The sequence below is a fragment of the Janthinobacterium aestuarii genome (assembly GCF_046113285.1).
Taxonomy (GTDB): domain Bacteria; phylum Pseudomonadota; class Gammaproteobacteria; order Burkholderiales; family Burkholderiaceae_D; genus Janthinobacterium.
In genome coordinates this window covers 1,180,952-1,202,871 of record NZ_CP142524.1, presented here as the reverse complement: position 1 = coordinate 1,202,871, position 21,920 = coordinate 1,180,952, and the positions used below count along the sequence as shown (strand labels likewise).

General features: G+C 65.9%; 15 protein-coding genes. 10 read left to right on the top strand and 5 right to left on the bottom strand.

The genetic code is table 11. The features are described from left to right. The first annotated feature begins 67 nt into the window (after positions 1-67). The 10 genes from OX462_RS05415 to OX462_RS05370 all read left to right on the top strand — a co-directional run bounded on the left by OX462_RS05415 (position 68) and on the right by OX462_RS05370 (position 13,991). The gene (locus tag OX462_RS05415; RefSeq protein WP_409027943.1) at positions 68-1,036 is read left to right on the top strand and encodes an IS1595 family transposase; all 969 of its coding nucleotides are present in this window, start codon (positions 68-70) and stop codon (positions 1,034-1,036) included. Positions 1,037-1,300: 264 nt separating this feature from the next. After that, positions 1,301-1,789, top strand: coding sequence for a DUF6702 family protein (locus OX462_RS05410; protein WP_409027942.1), 489 nt, complete (start codon positions 1,301-1,303; stop codon positions 1,787-1,789). A gap of 14 nt (positions 1,790-1,803) precedes the next feature. Next, a complete protein-coding gene (locus tag OX462_RS05405; RefSeq protein WP_409027941.1) occupies positions 1,804-3,840 on the top strand; it encodes a TonB-dependent receptor in 2,037 nt (678 codons plus the stop codon). Between the two features lie 103 nt (positions 3,841-3,943). Beyond that, the gene (locus OX462_RS05400; RefSeq protein WP_070223489.1) at positions 3,944-4,678 is read left to right on the top strand and encodes a 2OG-Fe dioxygenase family protein; all 735 of its coding nucleotides are present in this window, start codon (positions 3,944-3,946) and stop codon (positions 4,676-4,678) included. A 142-nt stretch (positions 4,679-4,820) separates the two neighbouring features. Next, positions 4,821-6,182, top strand: a complete 1,362-nt coding sequence (locus OX462_RS05395) for a hybrid sensor histidine kinase/response regulator (RefSeq protein WP_121670334.1) — start codon at positions 4,821-4,823, stop codon at positions 6,180-6,182. Between the two features lie 262 nt (positions 6,183-6,444). Continuing rightward, positions 6,445-7,167, top strand: coding sequence for a CerR family C-terminal domain-containing protein (locus OX462_RS05390; RefSeq protein WP_070223491.1), 723 nt, complete (start codon positions 6,445-6,447; stop codon positions 7,165-7,167). Further along, positions 7,164-8,579, top strand: a complete 1,416-nt coding sequence (locus OX462_RS05385) for an efflux transporter outer membrane subunit (protein ID WP_409027940.1) — start codon at positions 7,164-7,166, stop codon at positions 8,577-8,579. The genes OX462_RS05390 and OX462_RS05385 overlap by 4 nt, the downstream gene beginning before the upstream one ends. Positions 8,580-8,592: 13 nt before the next feature. Further along, entirely contained in the window at positions 8,593-9,762 is a 1,170-nt protein-coding gene (locus OX462_RS05380) for an efflux RND transporter periplasmic adaptor subunit (RefSeq protein ID WP_070310345.1), read from the top strand. A gap of 9 nt (positions 9,763-9,771) precedes the next feature. Continuing rightward, the gene (locus OX462_RS05375) at positions 9,772-12,888 is read left to right on the top strand and encodes an efflux RND transporter permease subunit (RefSeq protein ID WP_409027939.1); all 3,117 of its coding nucleotides are present in this window, start codon (positions 9,772-9,774) and stop codon (positions 12,886-12,888) included. A gap of 131 nt (positions 12,889-13,019) precedes the next feature. Beyond that, a complete protein-coding gene (locus OX462_RS05370) occupies positions 13,020-13,991 on the top strand; it encodes a hypothetical protein (protein ID WP_070223494.1) in 972 nt (323 codons plus the stop codon). Between the two features lie 30 nt (positions 13,992-14,021). Here the strand turns inward: OX462_RS05370 and OX462_RS05365 are convergent, their stop codons facing one another. From OX462_RS05365 to OX462_RS05345, 5 genes are all read right to left on the bottom strand, one after another. Beyond that, positions 14,022-14,762 (bottom strand): hypothetical protein, encoded by a 741-nt coding sequence (locus tag OX462_RS05365; RefSeq protein WP_121670338.1) that lies wholly within the window; start codon positions 14,760-14,762, stop codon positions 14,022-14,024. Between the two features lie 95 nt (positions 14,763-14,857). Continuing rightward, complete coding sequence (locus tag OX462_RS05360; protein WP_121670339.1) at positions 14,858-16,252, bottom strand: efflux transporter outer membrane subunit; 1,395 nt, start codon at positions 16,250-16,252, stop codon at positions 14,858-14,860. After that, entirely contained in the window at positions 16,249-17,424 is a 1,176-nt protein-coding gene (locus tag OX462_RS05355) for an HlyD family secretion protein (RefSeq protein ID WP_240453437.1), read from the bottom strand. Before OX462_RS05355 ends, OX462_RS05360 begins: the two co-directional genes overlap by 4 nt. Continuing rightward, positions 17,411-19,105, bottom strand: coding sequence for an MFS transporter (locus tag OX462_RS05350; protein WP_070287897.1), 1,695 nt, complete (start codon positions 19,103-19,105; stop codon positions 17,411-17,413). The genes OX462_RS05355 and OX462_RS05350 overlap by 14 nt, the downstream gene beginning before the upstream one ends. Before the next feature lie 188 nt (positions 19,106-19,293). After that, on the bottom strand, positions 19,294-21,705 hold the full coding sequence (locus tag OX462_RS05345; protein WP_070223503.1) for a catalase: 2,412 nt from the start codon (positions 21,703-21,705) through the stop codon (positions 19,294-19,296). Positions 21,706-21,920 lie beyond the last annotated feature (215 nt).

Here is a 21,920-nt window from a genome sequence, read left to right as displayed (position 1 = left end):
GGAAGTTCAGGAATCTTCCTGTATCCCCGCTGTCTGACTGTGCATCGCAGACAAACGGGAGCCTTTCATGCAGATAGCTCAATGGAAAACCTTCATCGCCCAGTTCGCCGTACTGAACCGTCGCCAGCGCCTGGCGGGCATCGCTCTGCTGCGAGGAAGCGCACCGCAGGGCGCTGCCGCGGCACTGATCGAAAGCGTGGCCCGGCAGCGGTTGCACTGTCCTGCCTGCAATAGCAGTCATGCTCACCTGCATGGCCATGCGCACGGACTGCAGCGCTACCGTTGCGTGCCGTGCGGCCGCACCTTCAATGCGCTCACCGGCACGCCGCTGGCGCGCTTGCGCCATAAATCACTGTGGCTTGATTACGCCGATTGCCTGCTGGCATCAGATTCCGTGCGCAAGGCGGCGTTACAACTGGACGTGCACCGCAACACCACCTTTCGCTGGCGCCACCGGTTTTTAAGCCTGGCCAAGACGGACCGGCCCCATTGCCTGCATGGCATCGCCGAAGCGGACGAGCTGTATGTGCTGGAGTCGGAAAAGGGATCGCGGCATCTGACCCGTGCGGCGCGCCGCCGTGGCGGTCACGCCCGCCGGCGTGGCATTTCCAATGAGCAGGTCTGCATCCTGGTGGCGCGCGACCGCACGGGACAAACCCTCGATTTCGTCACCGGAAAAGGGGCGCTGACGAAGGCGCAGGTGCGCCATTATTTATTGCCCATGATCGACAAGGATATCCTGTTGCTCACCGATAGCCATGCCGCCTATCGCGCCTTTGCCAAGGAAGCGGGGATCAGCCACCAGGCCGTCAATTTGCGCGCAGGCATCCGCGTGCAGGGCGCCGCGCATGTACAGAACGTCAATGCATATCACAGCCGCCTGCGGGCATGGCTACGCCCCTTTCACGGCGTGGCGACGCGCTACCTGCCGAATTACCTGGGCTGGCGCTGGATACTGGACGCCGGGCGTATCCGGTCGCCGGAAACATTATTGAAGGCAACACTGGGAGCATTCCCACATCTGATGGTGACATAGCCTTCTTTATTGCAAAGAGAAACAAGGACGGCCCCAACCTGCGTATAGAATAGTTGCCACTATTTCCTTACAACAACGTCAGGGTGACCATGCGCATACCTTTCTGCTCCCCCGAAGACCTACCGCACCGCCTCCTGCGCGCAAGGTCACGCCTTCGCGTGTGGAACTGTTCAAGAGCGAAAAATCACCCAAGGAGAAGCTGATGCGCGACTTTCATCCGCCGTTGAAAGGCAAGAGCAATGGCTCGGCCAAGGGCGACGCGGCATGAAGCGCTGGCGTGCGCTGACGGCCGTCACGCTGGCCTGCATCAGCATGGCGGCCGCCGCCCATAACTTCCACATGGGCATCGCCGACATCAGCTATAACGCGGCCAGCGGCAGCACGGAAGTGGTCCACACCTACACGGGCCACGACGTCGAGGCGCTGCTGACGAATCTGTACCAGCGCCGGTTCGACCTGAGCCAGGAAGACAGCGAAGCGGCGCTGCGCCGCTATGTCGAGAAACAGTTTTACCTCGTGGGGCCGGATGGCAGGCGATTGCGCCTGAACTGGGTCGGCATGAAGGTCAACGCCGACAACGTGGTGATCTTCCAGGAGATCGAACGCACGCGCCTGGCCCCCGCCACGCGCATTCATAACCAGTTGCTGACCGACTTCCTGCCCAGCCAGCGCAATACCCTCAACGTGCAGGACAGCGGCAGCATCCAGACGCTGATTTTCGACCGCAAGAACACGGAATGGCCGATCCGCTAATTCCCGGCATACCCATGACGCCACGCTCCCTTCCCCTCCTCCTCGCGGCCCTGTTTTCCGCCACCGCCGCCCACGCCGACGACCTCTTCCAGCGCGTGCTGGTCGACGGTTCGCGCCTGAACCAGCTGGGCGTGGCCGATTCGGCCAACGCGGGCAGCATCACGCAACAGCAGCTCGACGCGCGCACCAGCTACCGGCCCGGCGAATTGCTCGAAGCCGTGCCGGGGCTGATCGTCAGCCAGCATAGCGGCGAGGGCAAGGCCAACCAGTTCTACCTGCGCGGCTTCAACCTCGATCACGGCACGGACTTGCGCACCACGGTCGACGAGATGCCTGTCAACCAGCGCAGCCATGGCCACGGACAAGGCTGGACGGACCTGAACTTTTTGATCCCCGAACTGGCCATGCGCCTCGATTACAAGAAGGGACCGTATGCGGCGGCGCAAGGCGATTTCTCCTCGGCGGGTGCGGCGTCCGTCGTCTACGCGAACCGCCTGACGCAAGGCATCGCCAGCGCGGGCATCGGGCAAAACGGCTTTCGCCGGGCCCTGCTGGCCGACTCCATCGATGCGGGCGACGGCAGCCTGCTGTACGCGCTCGAAGCGCAGCATAACGATGGCCCGTTCACGCAGCCGGACCGCTACCGCAAGCGCAATGGCGTGCTGCGCTACAGCGAAGGCTATGCCAACAACGGCTTCAACGTCACGGCCATGGCATACGACGCCAGCTGGAACGCCACCGACCAGATTCCGCTGCGCGCCGTGCGCGACGGCAGCTTGGGCCGCTTCGACGCCGTCGATGCCAGCGACGGCGGCAAGGCGCAGCGCTACAGCCTGTCGGGCGCCTGGCGCCAGACGACGGACGACGTGTCGTCCAGGGTCAGCGCGTACGTGATCGCCAACCGCCTGGCCCTGTTCTCGAATTTTACGTATGCGATGGACGATCCGCTCAACGGCGACCAGTTCGCCCAGCCCGACCGGCGCGTGACGGCCGGCCTCGACGCCAGCCACACCTGGCACCGGCACACGGACAGGGGCAGCAGCGACACCACCATCGGCCTGCAGCTACAGAACGACAATATCCACAATGGCCTGTACCACACGCGCCAGCGCCAGGTCCTGTCGACCACGCGGCAAGACCATCTCGTTGAAACGAGCATCGGCGTGTATGGCGAAAACAGCACGCGCTGGTCGCGATCGCTGCGCACCGTGGCCGGCCTGCGCGCGGATGCCTACCGCTTCGACGTGCGCAGCGACCGCGCCGTCAATTCGGGCACGGCCAGCGACCATTTGTTCAGCCCCAGCCTGAGCGTGATCGCGGGGCCGTGGCGCGACACGGAAGCGTATGTCAACATCGGCAACGGTTTTCACAGCAACGACGCGCGCGGCACGACCATCACGGTCGACCCGAAGACGGGCGAGGCGGCTGGCAAGGTCACGCCCCTGGTGCGCTCGCGCGGCCTGGAACTGGGCTTGCGCAGCGCCGCCATCGCCGGCCTGCAAACCTCGCTGTCGCTGTACCGCCTGGACTTCGATTCCGAGCTGCTGTTCATCGGCGATGCGGGCGCCACGCAGGCGGGCCGCCCCAGCCGCCGCTACGGCATCGAGTTTTCCAGCTACTACAAGGCGGCCCGCTGGCTGTCGCTGGACCTGGACCTCGCGTATGCGCGCGCACGCTCGCGCGGCAGCGACCCGGCGGGCGACTTCATCCCCGGCGCCATCGAAGGCGTGGCCCAGCTGGCCATGACGGTGACGCCGCCGGGACCGTGGTCGGGCTCCTTGCGCCTGCGCTACTTCGGTCCGCGCCCCCTGGTGGAAGACAACAGCGTACGCTCCGCCGCCAGCGTGGGCTTGAACGGGCGCATCGCCTACCGGATCGACAAGACCCTGCACATGGAAGTGGAAGGCTACAACCTGGCCAACCGGCGCGACGCGGCCATCGATTACTACTATGCCTCGCGCCTGCCCGGCGAAGCGCAGCCCGTGGACGATATCCACTTCCATCCGGTGGAATCGCGCTCGCTGCGTATGACCCTGGTAAAGAATTTTTAACTCAACAAGAATAATTCCTGTCGTACTGCACAGGAAACGCCGCGAAGTCGTAGAATGCCAGGCTGGATAAACTGAGACAGGCCGCATTGCGGCCGGCACCGCCATGAGCACTTCCGCACCGATCTTTACCGCCCCGTCCCACGTCAAGGAAGCCTTGCGCGATGACGGCTATGCCGTCCTGCGCCCGCAGGACGTGGCCGCGCTGGCCGGCTGCCCGCTGGACGCGCTGCGCGCGCTGGAACCAAGCTGGGATACCCTGGCGCTGGACAATTACCTGAAGGATGGCGGCCGCTATCGGCGCCGGCGCCATTCGTGCTTCGTGCAGGATGGCGAGCGCCTGACGCAGACGGCGCACCGTCCGCACTGGCAGCCGGTGGAATACAACGCCCTGCACGGCGGCATGCACCGCCTGTTCGAACCGGTCGACCCGGCCATCGTCGCGCAAGCGGCCTGGCAGCAGCTGATTCGCGCACTGGGCGACGCCTGCTCGCAGGTCAAGGGCCGCCAGCCGTGGTTCATCGAGGCGCACCAGTTCCGCATCGATACGACCGACGGCATCGGCCGCCCCACGCCGGAAGGCGCGCACCGCGACGGCGTCGATTTCGTCGCCGTGCTGCTGATCGGGCGCGAACAGGTCAAGGGCGGCGAGACGCGCATCTTCGAAGCGGAGGGCCCCAACGGCAAGCGCTTTACCCTGACCGAGCCATGGTCGCTGCTGCTGCTCGACGACGCTGCCGTGATCCACGAATCGACGCCGATCCAGCCCATCGGCGAACACGGCCACCGCGACACCCTCGTGCTGACCTATCGCGCCGGCCAGTTCCAGGGCGAAAACTGACAGGCGGCCACAGCATTCCCTGTGGGCAAAATAGTTACTTGGAAGTTACTTTTACAGACCTAAATCCGATATAGTCATACGATGTCGATATTGCGCGCTCACCGCGCCCAGCATCACCACACTGAAATCCTAGGAGAGGTCTGTGGACTCCAACAACCAAATCAAGCCTGACGAAATCGAGATCCTGATCGTCGAGGACAGCCCGACCCAGGCGGAGCGCTTGCGCCGCCTGATCCAGTCGCTGCACTATAACGCGCGCGTGGCGGCGAATGGCCAGCTGGCCCTGGCCGCCATCCGCGAGCGCAAGCCGCACCTGGTGCTGTCCGATATCGTCATGCCTGAAATGAATGGCTACGACCTGTGCCGCGCCATCAAGTCCGACCCGACCCTGCGCGACATTCCCGTGATCCTCGTCACCTCGCTCAATGACCCGAAGGACATCATCCGCGGCATCGAGTGCGGCGCCGACAATTTCATCCGCAAGCCTTACGCGGAAGACTACCTGCTCAACCGCATCAGCCACATGCTGATGAACCAGAAGCTGCGCAAGAACCAGAATGTCGAAATCGGTATCGCCCTGTACCTGGGCGACCAGAAGCACTTCATCAATGCGGAGCGCCAGCAAATCCTCGATTTGCTCATTTCCACATATGAACAGGCGGTGCAGGTCAACGGCGAACTGCAGGCGCGCGAACGCCAGGTGATCGAGCTGAACATGCGCCTGGCGCACCATGCGGCCGAACTGGAAACCATCAACCGCGAAATCGCCCTGAAAAACCTGGAACTGGCCGAGGCGAGCCGCATGAAGTCCGCCTTCATCGCCAACATGTCGCATGAACTGCGCACGCCGCTCAACGCCATCATTGGATTCACGGGCGCGCTGCTGATGAAACTGCCCGGCCCCCTGACGTCGGACCAGGACAAGCAGCTCAACACCATCCGCGCCAGCGCGCGTCACCTGCTCTCGCTGATCAACGACATCCTCGACGTGGCCAAGATCGAGGCGGGCAAACTGACCCTGTCGATCGAACCCGTGCACTGCCAGGATCTGATGGCCGAAGTGGCCGACACCCTGCGCCCGCTGGCCCAGCAAAAGGGCCTGGCGCTGGAAATGGCGCTGGGCGAAGCGGGCCGGCCGCCCGCCATCATCGAGACGGACCGCCGCGCACTGACGCAAATCCTCATCAACCTGCTCAACAACGCCATCAAGTTCACGGAACAGGGCACGGTGCGCATCAGCCTGGCCCAGCGCGAGGAAGACGGCATGCTGGTGACGGAAATGAGCATCGCCGACAGCGGCGCCGGCATCAAGGAAGAAGACCAGGCCAAGCTGTTCCAGGCCTTCTCGCAACTCGATTCCACCTCCACGCGCCACGTGGAAGGCGCGGGACTGGGCCTGTACCTGTGCCAGAACCTGGCCAACGCCATCGGCGGCGCCTTGTTCTTCAACAGCGACTACGGCTCCGGCAGCACCTTCACGCTGGCACTGCGCAGCAAGGCCTGAGTTTCTGTGCGCCGCAGCATGAAATGCTGTTTTTTTGCCATCAACAAGAGATGAATACAGTAGTTCTACGGTATTGCACCGCACCATTTTCAGCGCTATAGTGGAACTGTCTCCTCCAATTCGTTCCCTGAACATTGGATTCAGCCCGCGCCAGTTCGCGGGCTTTTTTTTGCCCGCGTTTTACCGCATCTTCATCTTTCCTTAACTAAATCAAGCGATTTAGTTATATCAATCGTTTGAGATATATGATTAAATCTCCGACATGATTGAAAAAAACATTTCCCCAACACCAAGCGCCGACGACGGGCGCAAGCCCCGCTCCGATGGCGAGCAGTCGCGCGAGCGCCTGCTGCATAGCGCCATCCGGCTGTTTGCCGGGCAGGGCTACGCCAAGACCTCCACGCGCGAACTGGCGCAGGCGGCCGGCACCAACGCGGCGGCCATCCGCTATTATTTTGGCGACAAGGCGGGCCTGTACCGCGCCGCCTTCTCCCATCAACTATCGAATCCACAAGACAATATCGCCCTGTACGAGCAACCGCATTTCACCCTGCGCCAAAGTCTGGAAGGCTTTTATGCGCAATTGCTCGCCCCCATGCAGCAGGGAGAAATCGCGCGCGATTGCATGCGCCTGTGGTGCCGCGAGATGCTCGAACCGACGGGCCTGTGGGCGCGCGAGGTCGACCAGAACATCCGTGCCGAACACGAGGCGCTCACGCGCGTGCTGGCGCGCCACCTGGGCGCGCCCGCCAACAGCGACGACATGCACCGGCTGGCGTTTTCCATCGCCTCGCTGGCCCTGCAGCACATGGTGGGCGCCGACGTGCTGCACACCTTGCGCCCGCAACTGCTGGAATCGCCGCACGCGATCGACACCTGGCTGGCGCGCTTGACCGACTACGCGCTGGCCATGGCCGACGTGGAACGCCGGCGCCTGGCCACTCCCCCCTCTACCACTCAACGACAAGCAGAAGGACCAGCATGACGATTATTCGATGCACCGTTCAACGCGCCCTGGCCGCCGGCATCGTGCTGGCGCTGGGCGGTTGCGCCCTGCAAGGGCCGCCCGCCGCGGTGGCCGCCAGCGCACCCGCACAGTGGCAGGCGCCGCTGCCGCACAACGGCAAGCTGACGGACCTGGCCAGCTGGTGGCAGGGCCAGGGCGACAGCCTGCTGGTGGAATTGATCACCGAGGCGCAACAGGTCAGCCCCACCATCGCCGCCGCCAGCACGCGCATCGTGCAGGCGCGCGCGGACAGCATCGCCAGCGGCGCCGCGCTGGCGCCCAAGCTCGACGCGACGGGCAGCGTGGTGCGCACCAGCCAGCAATCGGCCCAGCCCAGCGGCACCACCTCGCAGGCGGCCTTGCAGGCGTCGTGGGAAATCGACGTGTTTGGGACCAACCGCGCCACGCGCGACGCGGCGCAGGAGCGCTACGGCAGCGCGCGCGCGCTCTGGCATGAGGCCCGCGTCTCGGTGGCCGCCGAAGTGGCGAACCAGTACTACGCCTTGCGCACCTGCCAGCAGTTGCAGGCCGTGGCCGAACAGGATGCGGCCTCGCGCCGCGACTCGGCACGCCTGACGGAGCTGAGCGCCGGCGCCGGTTTCCAGCCGCCCGCCAACGCCGCCCTGGCCCGCGCCAGCGCCGCCGAAGGCGCCAGCCGCGCCATCGAACAGCGCGCCGCCTGCGACGTGAACATCAAGGCGCTGGTCGCCCTGTCGGCCATGCCGGAAGCGTCGCTGCGCCAGAAGCTGGCGGCCAGCCCTGCCATCCTGCCCTCGCCCGTGGCGATAGCGGAACTGCCGGCACAAACCCTGGCCCAGCGTCCCGACATCTACAGCGCCGAACGCGAAGTGGCCGCCGCCAGCTTCGAAGTACGCGGCGCGCAGGCGCAGCGCTATCCCCGCCTGAGCCTGGCAGGCTCGATCGGCAAGGGCAATATCCGCGCCGGCGGCACCAGCATCACGGCCAGCACCTGGAGCATCGGCCCGCTGGCCGTCAGCCTGCCCATCTTCGACGGCGGCACCCGCCGCGCCCAGGTCGACGCGGCCACGGCGCGCTACGACGAAGCCGTGGTGAAATACCGCGCCGGCGTGCGCCAGGCCGTGCGCGAAGTGGAAGAAGCATTGGTCAACCTGGCCAGCACGGACGCGCGCAGCGAGCATGCCAAAACCGCGCTGGAAGGCTACCGCGTGTCGTTCGTCGCCACCGAAGACCGCTACAGGAACGGCCTGGCCAGCCTGATCGAACTGGAAGACGCCCGCCGCACGCGCCTGGCCGCCGAAAACACGGTGGTCAACCTCGAGCGCGAACGCAGCGCCGCCTGGGTGGCGCTGTACCGCGCCGCCGGCGGCGGCTGGAACGGCAGCAGCGCCATCGCCAACAACGCACCTTGACGGATACGACAACATGAAAAAACTGATTTTGACACCCACGGCATTCGCCCTGGCCGCCCTTTGCGTAATGCTGGGCGCGGGCGTGGCCCTGTACCCATCGGCTTCCACGGCAGCCGACGAGGCGAAGGACAAGAAGGCGGCGCAAAAACCCGCGCTGACCGTCACCACGGCCAAGCCGCAGACGGCCAGCCTGCCCATCAAGCTGAGCGCCAACGGCAACGTCGCCGCCTGGCAGGAAGCCGTCATCGGCAGCGAGTCGAACGGCTTGCGCCTCACCGACGTGCGCGTGAATGTCGGCGACGTCGTGCGCGCCGGCCAGGTGCTGGCCGTGTTCTCGAACGACACGGTGAACGCCGACGTGGCGCAGGCCAGAGCCGCCGTGCTGGAAGCGGAAGCGAATGCGGCCGAGGCGGCAGCCAACGCGCAGCGCGCCCGCTCGCTGCAAAGCACGGGCGCCATCAGCGCGCAGCAGATCAGCCAGTACCTGACGGCAGAACAGACGGCCAACGCGCGCATCGCGTCCGCCAGGGCGCAGCTGGCGTCGCAGCAGCTGCGCCTGAAATACACGCAGGTGGTGGCGCCCGACAGCGGTATCATCTCCTCGCGCTCGGCCACCGTGGGCTCGGTGGTGGGCGCCGGCACGGAACTGTTCCGCATGATCCGCCAGGGCCGCCTCGAATGGCGCGCCGAAGTGACGGCCACCGAGCTGCTCAATTTGAAACCAGGGACGCTGGCGCAGGTGAAGGCGGCCAATGGCAGCGTGTTGACGGGCAAGGTGCGCATGATCGCCCCCACGGTCGATCCGCAGACGCGTTCCGCCCTCGTGTACGTGGACCTGCCGGCCAGCACGGGCAACAATGCGCCGTTCAAGGCCGGCATGTACGCCAGCGGTGAATTTGAACTGGGCACCTCGGGCGCGCTGACGGTGCCGCAGCAGGCGATTGCCGTGCGCGACGGCTTCAGCTATGTCTTCCGCCTCAATCCCGACCAGCGGGTCAGCCAGATCAAGGTGCAGGCCGGACGGCGCCTGAGCGACCGCATCGAGATTTTGAGCGGCATCACGGCCGACACGACCATCGTCGTCAGCGGCGCCGGCTTCCTCAATGACGGCGACCTGGTACGGAATGTGCAAAACCCGGTGGCATCCCCGGTGGCAGCCAAGCCGGCCGCAGCGAAAAAGTAAGGAGAGGCCATGAATTTTTCCTCCCTCTCGATCAAGAATCCGATCCCGGCCATCATGCTGTTCGCGCTGCTGACTTTGGCAGGCCTGCTGGCCTACAAGGCCAATCCGGTGCAGGATTTCCCCGACATCGAACTGCCCATCGTCACCGTCAGCGCGGTGCTGCCCGGCGCCGCGCCGGCCCAGCTGGAAACGGAAGTGGCGCGCAAGATCGAAGACTCCGTCGCCACCCTGCAAGGCGTGAAAAACATCTACACCAAGGTGCTCGATGGCGTCGTCACGGTGACCGTCGAATTCATTCTGGAAAAGCAGATCGCCGAAGCCGTCAACGATGTGCGCGACGCCGTCGCGCGGGTCAAGGCGGACATGCCGGCCGAGCTGCGCGATCCCACCGTCACCAAGGCGTCCACGGCCGGGCGCGTGGTGCTGACCTTTATCGCCACGGCAAAACCCGGCGTGGACAACCCGCTCGACTCTCCCGACCTGTCGTGGTTCGTCGACAACACGGTCGCCAAGCGCCTCCTGACCGTGCCCGGCGTGGGCGCCGTCAACCGCGTGGGCGGCGTCTACCGCGAAATCCAGGTGGAACTCGACGAGGCGCGCATGGCGGCATTGAAAGTGTCCGCCCTCGACGTCTCGCGCCAGCTGCGCCTGGTACAGCGCGAAGCGCCGGGCGGCCGGGGCGACGTCAGCGGCGCCGAGCAGTCGGTGCGCACCATCGCCACCGTGAAAACGGCCGATGAACTGTCGCGCGTGGAAGTACCGCTGCCGGACGGCCGCCATGTGCGTCTGGACCAGGTGGCCACCGTGCGCGACACCATCGCCGAACCGCGCGCGCTGGCCGAGCAGGATGGCAAGACCGTGGTCGCCTTCGAGGTATTCCGCACCAAGGGTGCCAGCGAAGTGGCCGTCGCCAAGGGCGCGCGCGACGCCATCGCCGACCTGCAAAAGGAAAACCCGAATGTGGTGCTGCAGCAGTCGATCGACAATGCCTTCCCCGTCGAGGAAAACTTCGACGGTTCGATGGAACTGCTGTACGAAGGCGCGCTGCTGGCCGTGCTGGTGGTGTGGTGGTTCCTGCGCGACTGGCGCGCCACCCTGGTGGCCGCCGCCGCCCTGCCCCTGTCCGTGATGCCGGCCTTCCTCGGCATCTACTGGTTCGGCTACACGCTCAATACCGTCACGCTGCTGTCGCTGGCGCTGGTCGTCGGCGTGCTGGTCGACGACGCCATCGTGGAAATCGAAAACATCGAGCGCCATCTGCGCATGGGCAAGTCGCCCATGGAAGCGGCCATGGAAGCGGCCGACGAAATCGGCATGGCGGTGATCGCCACCACCTTCGCGCTGGTGGCCGTGTTCCTGCCGACGGCCTTCATGAGCGGCATTCCCGGCCTGTTCTTCAAGCAGTTCGGCTGGACGGCCGTGCTGGCCGTGCTGGCCTCGCTGGTGGTGGCGCGGCTGCTCACGCCGATGATGGCGGCCTACATATTGAAACCGCTGCCGCACAAGGAAGAACAGGACGGCTGGCTGATGACGCGCTATCTGACGGTCATGCGCTGGTGCCTGAACCACCGCGGCATCACGGCCATCGCCGCGGCCCTGTTCTTTGTCGGCGCCATCGCGCTCGTGCCGCTGCTGCCGACCGGTTTCGTGCCGGCCGCCGACCGCGCGCAGACGCAGATCAACCTGGAACTGCCGCCCGGCTCCACCCTCGGCGAAACGCAGGCCGTGGCAGCGCTGGCGCGCGACGCGGCCATGCGCACACAAGGCATCCAGGGCGTCTTCAGTTCGATCGGCGGCGGCTCCAGCGGCGACGCCTTCGCCCCCGGCGCGGCGGCCGAGGCGCGCCGCGCCGTGCTGACCCTGACCACCGTGCATCGCACGGAGCGCAAGGAATCGATGGCGGACCTGGAAACGCAGCTGCGCCACAAGCTCGATACGATCCCCGGCGCCCGCTTCACGGTGGGGCCGCCCGACACGGGCGTCAAGATGCAGCTGGTGCTGCGCTCGGAAGACCCGGTGGCGCTGATGGCCGCGGCGCAAAAGGTCGAGCGTGAACTGCGCGGCCTGAAAGGCATCGGCAACGTCAATTCCAGCGCCTCGCTGGTGCGTCCGGAAATCATCGTGCGCCCCGATTTCGCCAAGGCGGCCGACCTGGGCGTGACGGCGGCAGCCATCGGCGAGACCGTGCGCGTGGCCACGGCCGGCGACTACGACACGGACCTGACGAAAATGAACCTGCCCGAACGGCAGGTGCCGATCCGCGTCAAGCTGCCCAACAGCGTGCGCGCCGACCTGGCCGCCATCGAGCGCCTGACCGTGCCCGGCAAGAACGGCCCCGTGCGCCTGGCGAACGTGGCCACGGTGACGATGGAAAGCGGCCCGGCGCAGATCGACCGGTTGAACCGCAGCCGCAACGTCACCCTCGACGTGGAACTCGGTTCGCGCACGCTCGGCGAACTGAATGAAGAAGCGCGCGCGCTGCCGTCGATGAAGAATCTGCCGCCGTCCGTGAAGATCGCCGAACTGGGCGACGCGCAGGAAATGGCCTCGCTGTTCGCCAGCTTCGGCCTGGCCATGCTGATCGGCGTGCTGTGCATCTACTGCGTGCTGGTGCTGCTGTTCAAGGACTTCATGCAGCCGGTGACCATCCTGGCGGCGCTGCCGCTGTCGATCGGCGGCGCCTTCGTGGCGCTGCTGATCACGGGCAGCGCCCTGTCGATGCCGTCGATGATCGGCCTGATCATGCTGATGGGGATCGTCACAAAGAACTCCATCCTGCTGGTCGACTATGCGATCCTGGCGCGCCAGGCCGGCATGAACCGCTTCGACGCGCTGGTCGACGCCTGCCACAAGCGCAGCCGGCCCATCCTGATGACGACGATCGCCATGGGCGCCGGCATGATGCCGCTGGCGCTGGGCTGGGGCGCCGACCCCAGCTTCCGTTCGCCGATGGCCATTACCGTCATCGGCGGCCTGATCACCTCGACCTTATTGAGCCTGCTGGTGGTGCCGGCCGTGTTCACCTACATCGACGACCTGGAGCACCTGCTCAAGCGCGGCATGGCGAAACTGCGCCGCCAGAAGGCGCCGCTGCGGCGCGATGACAGGGTGGCGCTGGAAAAATAAGCGCCAAGGCTGATTGCAAAAACGCCCCCTGCGGGCAAGGAAGCGAGGGACGGGCCGCCAGGCCGCGCTCCCTCGCTTTCATCTATCTGGCATACTGCGCCCATTCTCCATGACCGCAATCTGCCCTGCCTATGAATTACCGCACCCCGCTCGTCCTGCTGATGGTCTCCGCACTGCTCGGCGCCTGCTCGGACAAGACCACCCCCGCCAACGCCGGCCTGGCAGCCGACGTGGCAGCCGCCGTCCCCGCCGCCGCTGATGCAACGGCATCGGTCGAACACGTGCCGCCGCCGTCCGCCACCGCGCCCAGGACGGAAGCGATGAACACGCCGCAGGCGCGCGAGCGCGAAGCGACCATGATGCGCGCCGTCTTCGGCAAGGCCTACCGCGACGACAGCGACGATGCACTGGCCGACCTGCCCGATCCGGACAACCACGTCGACAAGCTCAGTTACGTGGTCAGCGCCGTCAGCCACAAGCTGCTGCCTGATGGCAGCGCCATCCTGGTGGCGAATGCGGAAACGGCCAATACGGAAGGCACGGCCGAATCGGCGCATGCCTCGCCGGGGCTGCTGAATGTCTTTTTCCTGGCGCCCAAGGGCACACCGGAAGACGGCCAGTGGCAAGTCGTGAAACGCCTGGAAAACATCGCCGCCCTGGGCTCGTCGGGGCAGCTCGGCGAAGTCCACTGGGTCATGCTGGGCGCGAACAAGCCGGGACTGGCGATCCGCTACGGCTATACGGGCCAGGGCTACACCATCACGCAACTGGCCCTGTTTGAAATCGGCGACGGCAAGGTCACCTCGCTCGATGGCGCCATCGACCTGTACTCGGACAATATGGGCGCCTGCGGACCTGAAACGGACGAGTGCTGGATGGTCAAGGGGAACTGGCGCTTCGCGCCAGCGCGCAATGGCGGCGCCTACGATGACTTGCTGATCGACTTCAAGGGCGCCTCCGAAAAGATCAAGCCGGGCGTCAAGGTCAAGCCGGACGAAGACCCGCCGCGCATCGCCACGCCACTGAACGGCCACGCGCGCTATGGCTTCGACGGCAAGGGGTACAAACTGCTTGAAGGGAAGAATCCAGTGCCTGGCGTGTAAGCGTATCCGCGCCAGGCACCGGCAAACCGGCTAGCGGCGCGCCGCCTCCAGGCGCGCCAGCAGCGGCGCATACATCGCCCGCGTATGGCTGCTCCAGCGGGCCATGGCGCTGTCGATATCGAGCAGCAGGCGCTCCGACAGCACCTTGTCTCCCTGCTGCAGCGCCCAGATCGCGCACTCGGCGCGGCACTCGAAGCTGTTGTAGCGCGTCAGCGCATCGTCGAATTCCGCCTTCGCTTCTTGCTGTCGCCCGCTTTGCGCCAGCGCGCGCGCCGTCAGCAGGGACACCATCTCGGGACGGAAATGGATATCCGTGCGGCGGATGAATTCCAGGTGCGTCAGCGCTTCGGCGCCGCGCGCGCATTCCAGATAGGCGCGCGCCGCGCCCAGGCGAATTTCCAGGTCCGATGAAAACGCACCCCGCAGGCAGGCTTCGTACGTCGATGCCGCTTCCTGCGCATCGCCCGCCTCCAGCTGCGCGCTGGCCAGGCGCATCTGGTTTTGCGCCGTCGGCGTGTACTCGAAAGCCGCTTTCGCCTCGCGCAATTCGCGGTTCGGATCGAGCACCTGCACGGCCACCGAAGCGACCTTGCGCGCGCCTTGCGGCAGGCGCGAATTGGGCAGGTAGATGGCGAAAAAATACACCACGCTGCCCAGCAGCGGGAACATGAATAAAATAAGCAGCCAGTACAGCTGCTGCCCGTTGCGCACCACGTGGATCGCAAAAAATACCGCGATCAGGATGTGGATGCCTATGCCAAAAATCGTCATGCTGCGACCTCGTTCGTTCGTGACGGGAGCAGCTGGCACGGCGCCGCCGCTTTCCCTGCTCAGAATATTACACTGGCCGCACCGTGCACACGCATCTATTGCGCCTTGGCCGACCAGCCGCCGCCCATGGCGCGGTACAAGTCGACCGAGGCGACGAGGATGCGCGTCTTCAGCTGCAGCAGCCCTACGTCGGCGCTGTACAGGGTGCGCTGGGCGTCGAGTTCCTCCAGGTACGAGGCGTAGCCATTGCGGTAGCGGTTATGCGCGATGCGCAGGGTGTCCGCCGCCGCGGCGCGGCGCGCGTCGTTTTCCACGGCTTGCTGCTGGAGGCGGTAGAGGGCGCCCAGGCTGTTCTCCGTTTCGGCGAACGCGTTGCGCACCACGTTTTCATATGCGTACACGAGCTGGTCGCGCTGCGCGCCGGCCGCATCCGTCTGCGCCTGCACGCGCCCGCCATCGAACAGGGGGCCGGCCGCCAGCGCCGTCAGACGCCACAGGGCCGTGGGCGCATGCAGGAAATCGGTGAGGGTCGTCGCCTGTCCGCCGCCGGCCGCCGTCAGCTTGAACGAGGGCAGCAGCTGGTCGCGCGTGGCGGCCAGGCTGGCGTTGGCGGCCGCCAGGTTGTGTTCCGCGCGCGCGATGTCGGGCCGCCGGCGCAGCAGTTCGGACGGCAGACCGGCCGGCACGCCAGGCGCCGCCAGCCCGGCCAGCGGCAAGCCGCGCGCGATGGGGCCGGGATTGCCGCCGACGAGGATGGCCAGCGCGTTTTCCTGTTCGAAGATCTGCCGCTGCAGCTGCGGCACCTGCTCGGCCGCCGCATGGTATTCCGATTGCGCCTGCAGCCATTCCAGGCGCGAGCTGTAGCCCACCTCGAACTGCTTGCGCGCCAGCTCGCGCGACTGTTCGCGCAGCTGCAGGGTCGATTGCGTCAACTCCAGCTGCGCGTCGAGGCCCCGCAGATTCAGGTAACTGGTCGCCACGCTGGCGGCGATCGACAGGGCCGCCGCATCGAGGCTGGCCTGCTCGGCGCGGTAACTCTCGCCGGCCGCGTCGCTCAGACTGGCCAGCCGGCCCCACACGTCGATTTCATAGCTGGCCTGCAATTCGGCCTGGAAGACATTCGTCACATACGGCTTGCCGCTGGACGCCAGGGTGCGCGTGCGCGTGGGCGAACCGTCGAAGGCCAGATTGGGCGCGCGGTTCGCGTCGGCCTGCGCCAGGCGTGCGCGGTATTCCTGCACCCGGGCGCGCGCCACGCGCAAGTCGCCATTGCGCGCCAGCGCCTCGCCCACCAGGTCGCTCAAGACCGGATCGCCGAAGGCTTGCCACCACAGTTGCTCGACATGGGCACCCGTCGCCGCAGGTGCGCCGATCGCTTGCGCGCGCCAGCCGGACGGCAGCTGCAGTGCCGATGCGGGCTGCGGCGGCGCCTTGGCGGCGCAGCCGGCCAGCGCCAGCACACCGGCCATCAGCAGGTGACGGCGCTTCATGGCTTGGCCTTCTTCGGTGCAGGCGGGGGCGCCGGGTTGTCCGCCGAATCGTTCAGCACGGCCGACGTGTCGACGCTGACCACCACCGACATGCCCGGCACGAGGCGGCGCGCATTCGCCTGGCCCGGATCGATGCGGATGCGCACGGGAATGCGCTGGGCAATTTTGAGGTAGTTGCCCGTCGCGTTATCGGCCGGCAGCACGGAAAACTCGGACCCGGTGGCCGGCGAAATGCGCTCCACCTGGCCCGTCAGCACGGCGCCGTCGAGCGCGTCGACGTGGAAGGTGGCGCTTTGCCCTTCCTGCACGCCGTTCATCTGCGTTTCCTTGAAATTGGCGATGACCCACATCTGGCGCGGCACCAGCGCCATCAGCTGCGCGCCCGAATTGACGTAGGCACCCTGGCGCACCGTCACCTGGCCCAGCTGGCCGTCGGAGGGCGCGACGATGCGCGTGTTATCGAGGTCGATCTTCGCCGCCTTGACGGCCGCCTGCGCGTTGGCCACGGCAGCCTCCAGCGCCTGCTTGTTGACCACCACGGAATGCACGCTTTGCTGGGCGATATCGAGATTGGCGCGGGCTTGCGCCAGCGCGGCCGCCATCTGCGCCTGCGTGGCGCGCGACTGGTCGTGTTCGCGCTGCGACAGCGAACCGTCGGCCACCAGCTGCTCCACCCGGCTCAAGTCCGCGCTGGCCTTGCGCGCCTGCGCTTCCGCGTTGGCCAGCGCCGCCTCGCTGACGGAAATGCCCGCCTGCGCGCTGGCCTTCTGCTGCGCCCAGTTCGACAGCGCCGCCTGCTGCGCGGCCAGCTGCGCCTGCGCCTGCTCGTAGCGCTGCTGGTAGATGCGGTCGTCGATGCGCACCAGCAGCTGGCCTTCCTTCACATCCATGAAGTCCTGCACCGTCACTTCCACCACATAGCCCGACAGCTGCGTGCCGATGATGGTCACCTGCCCCCGCACGGTGGCGTTTTCCGTCGTCACGATGGGACTGGTGAACGGCGGCAAACGCCACGCATACAGCACGATCAGCACGCCCACCAGGGCCACGGCGGCAAAGGCCAGCGCGGACAGCCACTGGTGGCGCCGGTCCGGCTGTGCCATGGAAGGGGCGGCGGGTGCGGATGGCGGTGCAGGCGTCGGTACTGGCGGCGGGGTGTTATTTTCTGTCATTGCTCGGTTCCGAATTGGTAATGGGGACGATGGCCATGGCCGTCTGCGCATCGCGCACGGGGCCGACCAGGCGGCGCGCGCCGGTGGTGATGCGGGTCCAGAACTGGCTGACCAGCATCCAGATCAGGGTGGCGACGGCGACGCCGGCGATCATCAAAAAGACGTCGTTGTAGGCGAGGACATTGGCTTCGCGCGTGGCGACGGCGCCCAGGCGGGCCACGCCCTGGGCGCTGCGCAGCGCCGGGTCCGTCAGCACGCCGCCATAGCTTGCGGCACCGGACTGTACGCGCGCGGCCACCTGCGGGTCGAGCATGGTGAGGTGCTCGACCAGGTAGCTGGAATGGTATTTCTCGCGCGCCGTCTGGATGGTGCCGACGATGGCCGACCCGAGCAAGCCGCCCAGGTTCTGCGTCATGGTAAACATTACGGAAAAACTCACCAGGTTGCGCGGTTCGGCGATCACGGCGCCCATGCCGGCCACCATGGTGGGACCGAGGAAATACGTGCCGCCAAAGGCCAGCAGGAACTGGCTGACATACATGTTGACGGGGCGCGTCTGGCTGGTGGCGTGCGCGTCGATCAGGGCGCCGGCTGCGATCAGCAGCAGCGCGAACATCAGCGAGCGGTTCAGGGTGGCCGGATTGATCGTCAGCGCGCTGACCACCAGGCCCGCCACGCTGCCCAGCAGGACCACGATGAACAGGTTCTGCATCTGGTCCGTGTTCAGCCCCAGCGCCTGCAAAAAGCCCACGGCGCCCGTCGATTCGGACAGCACGATGCGAAACAGCAGCACCGATAAAAACAGCTTGGCGATCTTGCCCGTGGTGAGCCAGCGCGTGTTGAGCAGCGGGCGCGCGCGGTTATGCTCGATGGCCAGCGAGGCGGCGATCAGCACGATGGAGCCCGCCAGGCACACGCCCACCCACTCCGATTCCATCCACCACGCCGTGCGTCCCTGCGCCAGCACGGCGCACAGCAGGGCCACGCCGGGCGCGAACAGAATAAAGGTGAGGAAATCGAGCGGCTCGAACGTCTGCACGCGGTCGCCGGGCGGCAGCTTCAGGGCCAGCACGCAGCCCAGCGCCAGCAGGGCCAGTCCCAGCTCGAACAGGTACAGGCCGTGCCATTCGCCGATCTGCAGCAGTTCAGACGTGAAGATGCGCGCCAGCGGCAGCGCCAGCTGGGCAAAGCCCAGGCCCAGCACCACGCCTTTAAGGCGGTGCCGCGCGGGAAACGCCTGCAAGGTGTAGTACAGCCCCAGCACGCCCAGCGCGCCGCCCACCATGCCATGCGCGGCGCGCACGGCGATGGCCGACGGCAAGGTATTGGCATACAAGTGGGCGAACGTCACCAGCGCATACAGCACCAGGAACGCTTCCGTAAACAGGCGCAGGCCGAATTGCTGGCGGAACTTCACCAGCAGCAGATTCATGGACACGATGGTCATCACGTAGGCGGCCGGCAGCCACTGCATCTGGTAGGCATAGGCGGCCAGCGAACCTTGCAGGTTCAGCAAATTGGCCGTCACCAGGCCGTTACCGAGTCCCCCCGTCAGCGCGACGATCAGGCCGACGATGAAATACGCGACACGCTTGGGCGTCGAATGTTCGGGCATCGATGGCGACCCGGGCAAGGTCGGACGTTCGCCCGGCCCCCAGGTGCGAGGTGTGTACTTGTCCATGCGGTAATCGCGATCCGGTTTGCTGAAGCCGTTCTTTGCTGCAGTGATAGAAATAGTTGCAAATGAACAGTTCTAGTCAGCAGCATATCATCGCAGGACGTTTTTCTTGTTTACATTGTTGCGCACTGTTGCGCACGGTTACGCCAACGGGGCAAGCCAGGCCGGCCCCGCTGACGCTCAAACGGACATCACACGCGGGGCGGATCCGTTTCGCGCGCAAACGCCCGGTGCGCGGCCAGCGCCTTTTTAAAGGCCGCCACGCCTTTCGCCACGTCGCCCGCCGGCACGACGATGATGGCGGGGTCCGGCTTGCCGTCGGGCAGGGTCACCGGCACGCCAGCCTTGTCCAGCAAGCCCTTGCCCGCGCCGATGGCCAGCATCGGCTTGCAGTGCCGGTATTGCAGGCGCAGGAAGTCGAGCGCGTTGGCGTCGCTGCCCAACTGCTGCACGGCGCCCTGGCCATCCGGTATCACGACGGCGTCGAACAGCACGGACGGTCCCGTTTCGAGCGAGATTTCCACGTCGAGCGGCGCGCCGCCGCTCGTGTCGACTTTCCCCAGATGGCTGCCCACCAGGCGCGGCACGGCGCCCTCGGCCAGCAAGGATGCATAGATGTTGCGCACCTGCGCCCCATCGCTGCCCGGCCCGACGAGGATGGCCACGCGCAGGGTATGGATGCCCGTCTTGCCGGGGCGGAAAAAGAGCGACAGGGCCGGCGACGGCGGATACGCAGGAATCGGCAGCATGGACACGGGCGGCATGACGGGCGGCAGCGCCAGGCCCAGCGCATCGGCCAGGCGCTGCGCCAGGGTCTCGTCGACATTGCGCAGCATGGCGACGATGCGCTTGCGAATCGCCACCGTCTGCACCTTGCTCAGTTCAAAGCGGAACGCATGCACGATATGGTCTTGCTCGACCGGCGTCTGGCTGATCCAGAACAGCCTCGCCTGGCCAAAGTGCTCGGCGAATTTCTCGGGCTTGCCGCGCACCTTGTCGCCCTCGGCGGAGGCGGGAAAACTGTTGAAGCCCCTGGCGCCGGCCTGGAACGGGCAGCCGCCCGCCAGCGAATTGGGCTCGTACGCGACCCGGCCCCGGTTGATGGCCTGGCGGTGGATGCCGTCGCGCTGGTTGTTGTGCACGGGCGCCAGCGGCGAGTTGATGGGGATTTCATGGAAGTTGGCGCCGCCCAGGCGCGTGATCTGCGTGTCGATATACGAGTGGATGCGGCCCTGCAGCAGCGGGTCGTTGGAAAAATCGATGCCGGGCACGATGTGCGCCGTGCAAAAGGCCACCTGCTCCGTCTCGGCGAAAAAATTGTCGGGATTGCGGTTCAAGACCATTTTCCCGACGGGTATCAGGGGTACCACCTCTTCGGGAATCAGCTTGGTGGGGTCGAGCACGTCGAAGGGAAACGCTTCGGCCTGCGCTTCCGTGAAGACCTGGAACGACAGCTCGTATTCGGGATACTCGCCGCATTCAATCGATTCCCACAGGTCGCGCCGGTGGAAATCGGAATCGGCGCCGCTGATCTTGACGGCTTCGTCCCACACGAGCGAGTGCGTGCCGGCCATGGGCGACCAGTGGAATTTACAGAACACGGACTGGCCCTTGGCGTTCACGAGACGGAAGGTGTGCACGCCGAAGCCCTGCATCATGCGGTAGCTGCGCGGGATGGCGCGGTCGGACATGACCCACATCAGCATGTGCGTGATTTCCGGCGACAGCGAGGCGAAATCCCAGAAGGTGTCGTGTGCGCTGGCCGCCTGCGGCATGCCGTTGTGCGGCTCGGGCTTGACCGCATGGACCACATCGGGAAATTTCATCGCATCCTGGATGAAGAAGACGGGGATGTTGTTGCCGACCAGGTCCCAGTTGCCCTCGTCCGTATAAAACTTCACGGCAAAGCCGCGCACGTCGCGCGCCGTGTCGGTCGAGCCGCGCTCGCCGGCCACGGTGGAAAAGCGCACGAAGACGGGCGTGCGCTTGCCCGCCTTGGCGAACGGCGCGGCGCGCGTCAGCTTGCTTTGTTCCTTGTAGCATTCGAAATAGCCGTGGGCGGCCGAACCGCGCGCATGCACGACGCGCTCGGGGATGCGCTCATGGTCGAAATGCGTGAGCTTTTCACGCAGGATGAAATCTTCCATCAGCGTGGGGCCGCGCAAGCCCGCCTTCAGCGAGTTCTGGTTGTCGCCCACGGGCACGCCCTGGTTGGTCGTCAGCACGCAGCCGCTGTCGTCGCTGCGGGCGCCATCCAGCGAGCTATTCAGCGCATTCTCGCCCAGCGCGGGCTGGCCATCGCCCGTCTTCGGCGACGCCAGCGTTTCGCCCGTGGTGCTGGCCGTGGCCAGCGGTTCGCCGGCCGCCACATGCACGCCTTCGATCGGCGTGCGCGCCGCCTCGCCATACTGGCCATCTTCCTTGGGATTGTCGGCCATGGCGGCGGACAGCTGCTGGCTGGCGGCCGTCTTTTGCAGCAGCGCGCGGGTCACGTCATTGTCCGTGCCCAGGCTGTTTGGCGCATTGCTGTCGGATGGGCCGGACATGCTGCTCAATACGGAACCCGCACCGTCCGTGGACGGCGTTTTCTTGGTGGTAGCCATTACATCTCCTGTGAGTAGTTTGCCCCGGGAAGTAACGCTACAACTCCCTCATTCAGCGCACGAACAGGGCAATCAAAATAATGATGGGAATAGGTATGCCAATCAACCACAACAAAATGGAGCGCATCATCACTCTCCTTTACTGCTTGCTACTACCTTGTGTGCGTGGGCGCTGGCCCTCTCCGCCATGACGGCGAAGGGAACAGCGCCCACGA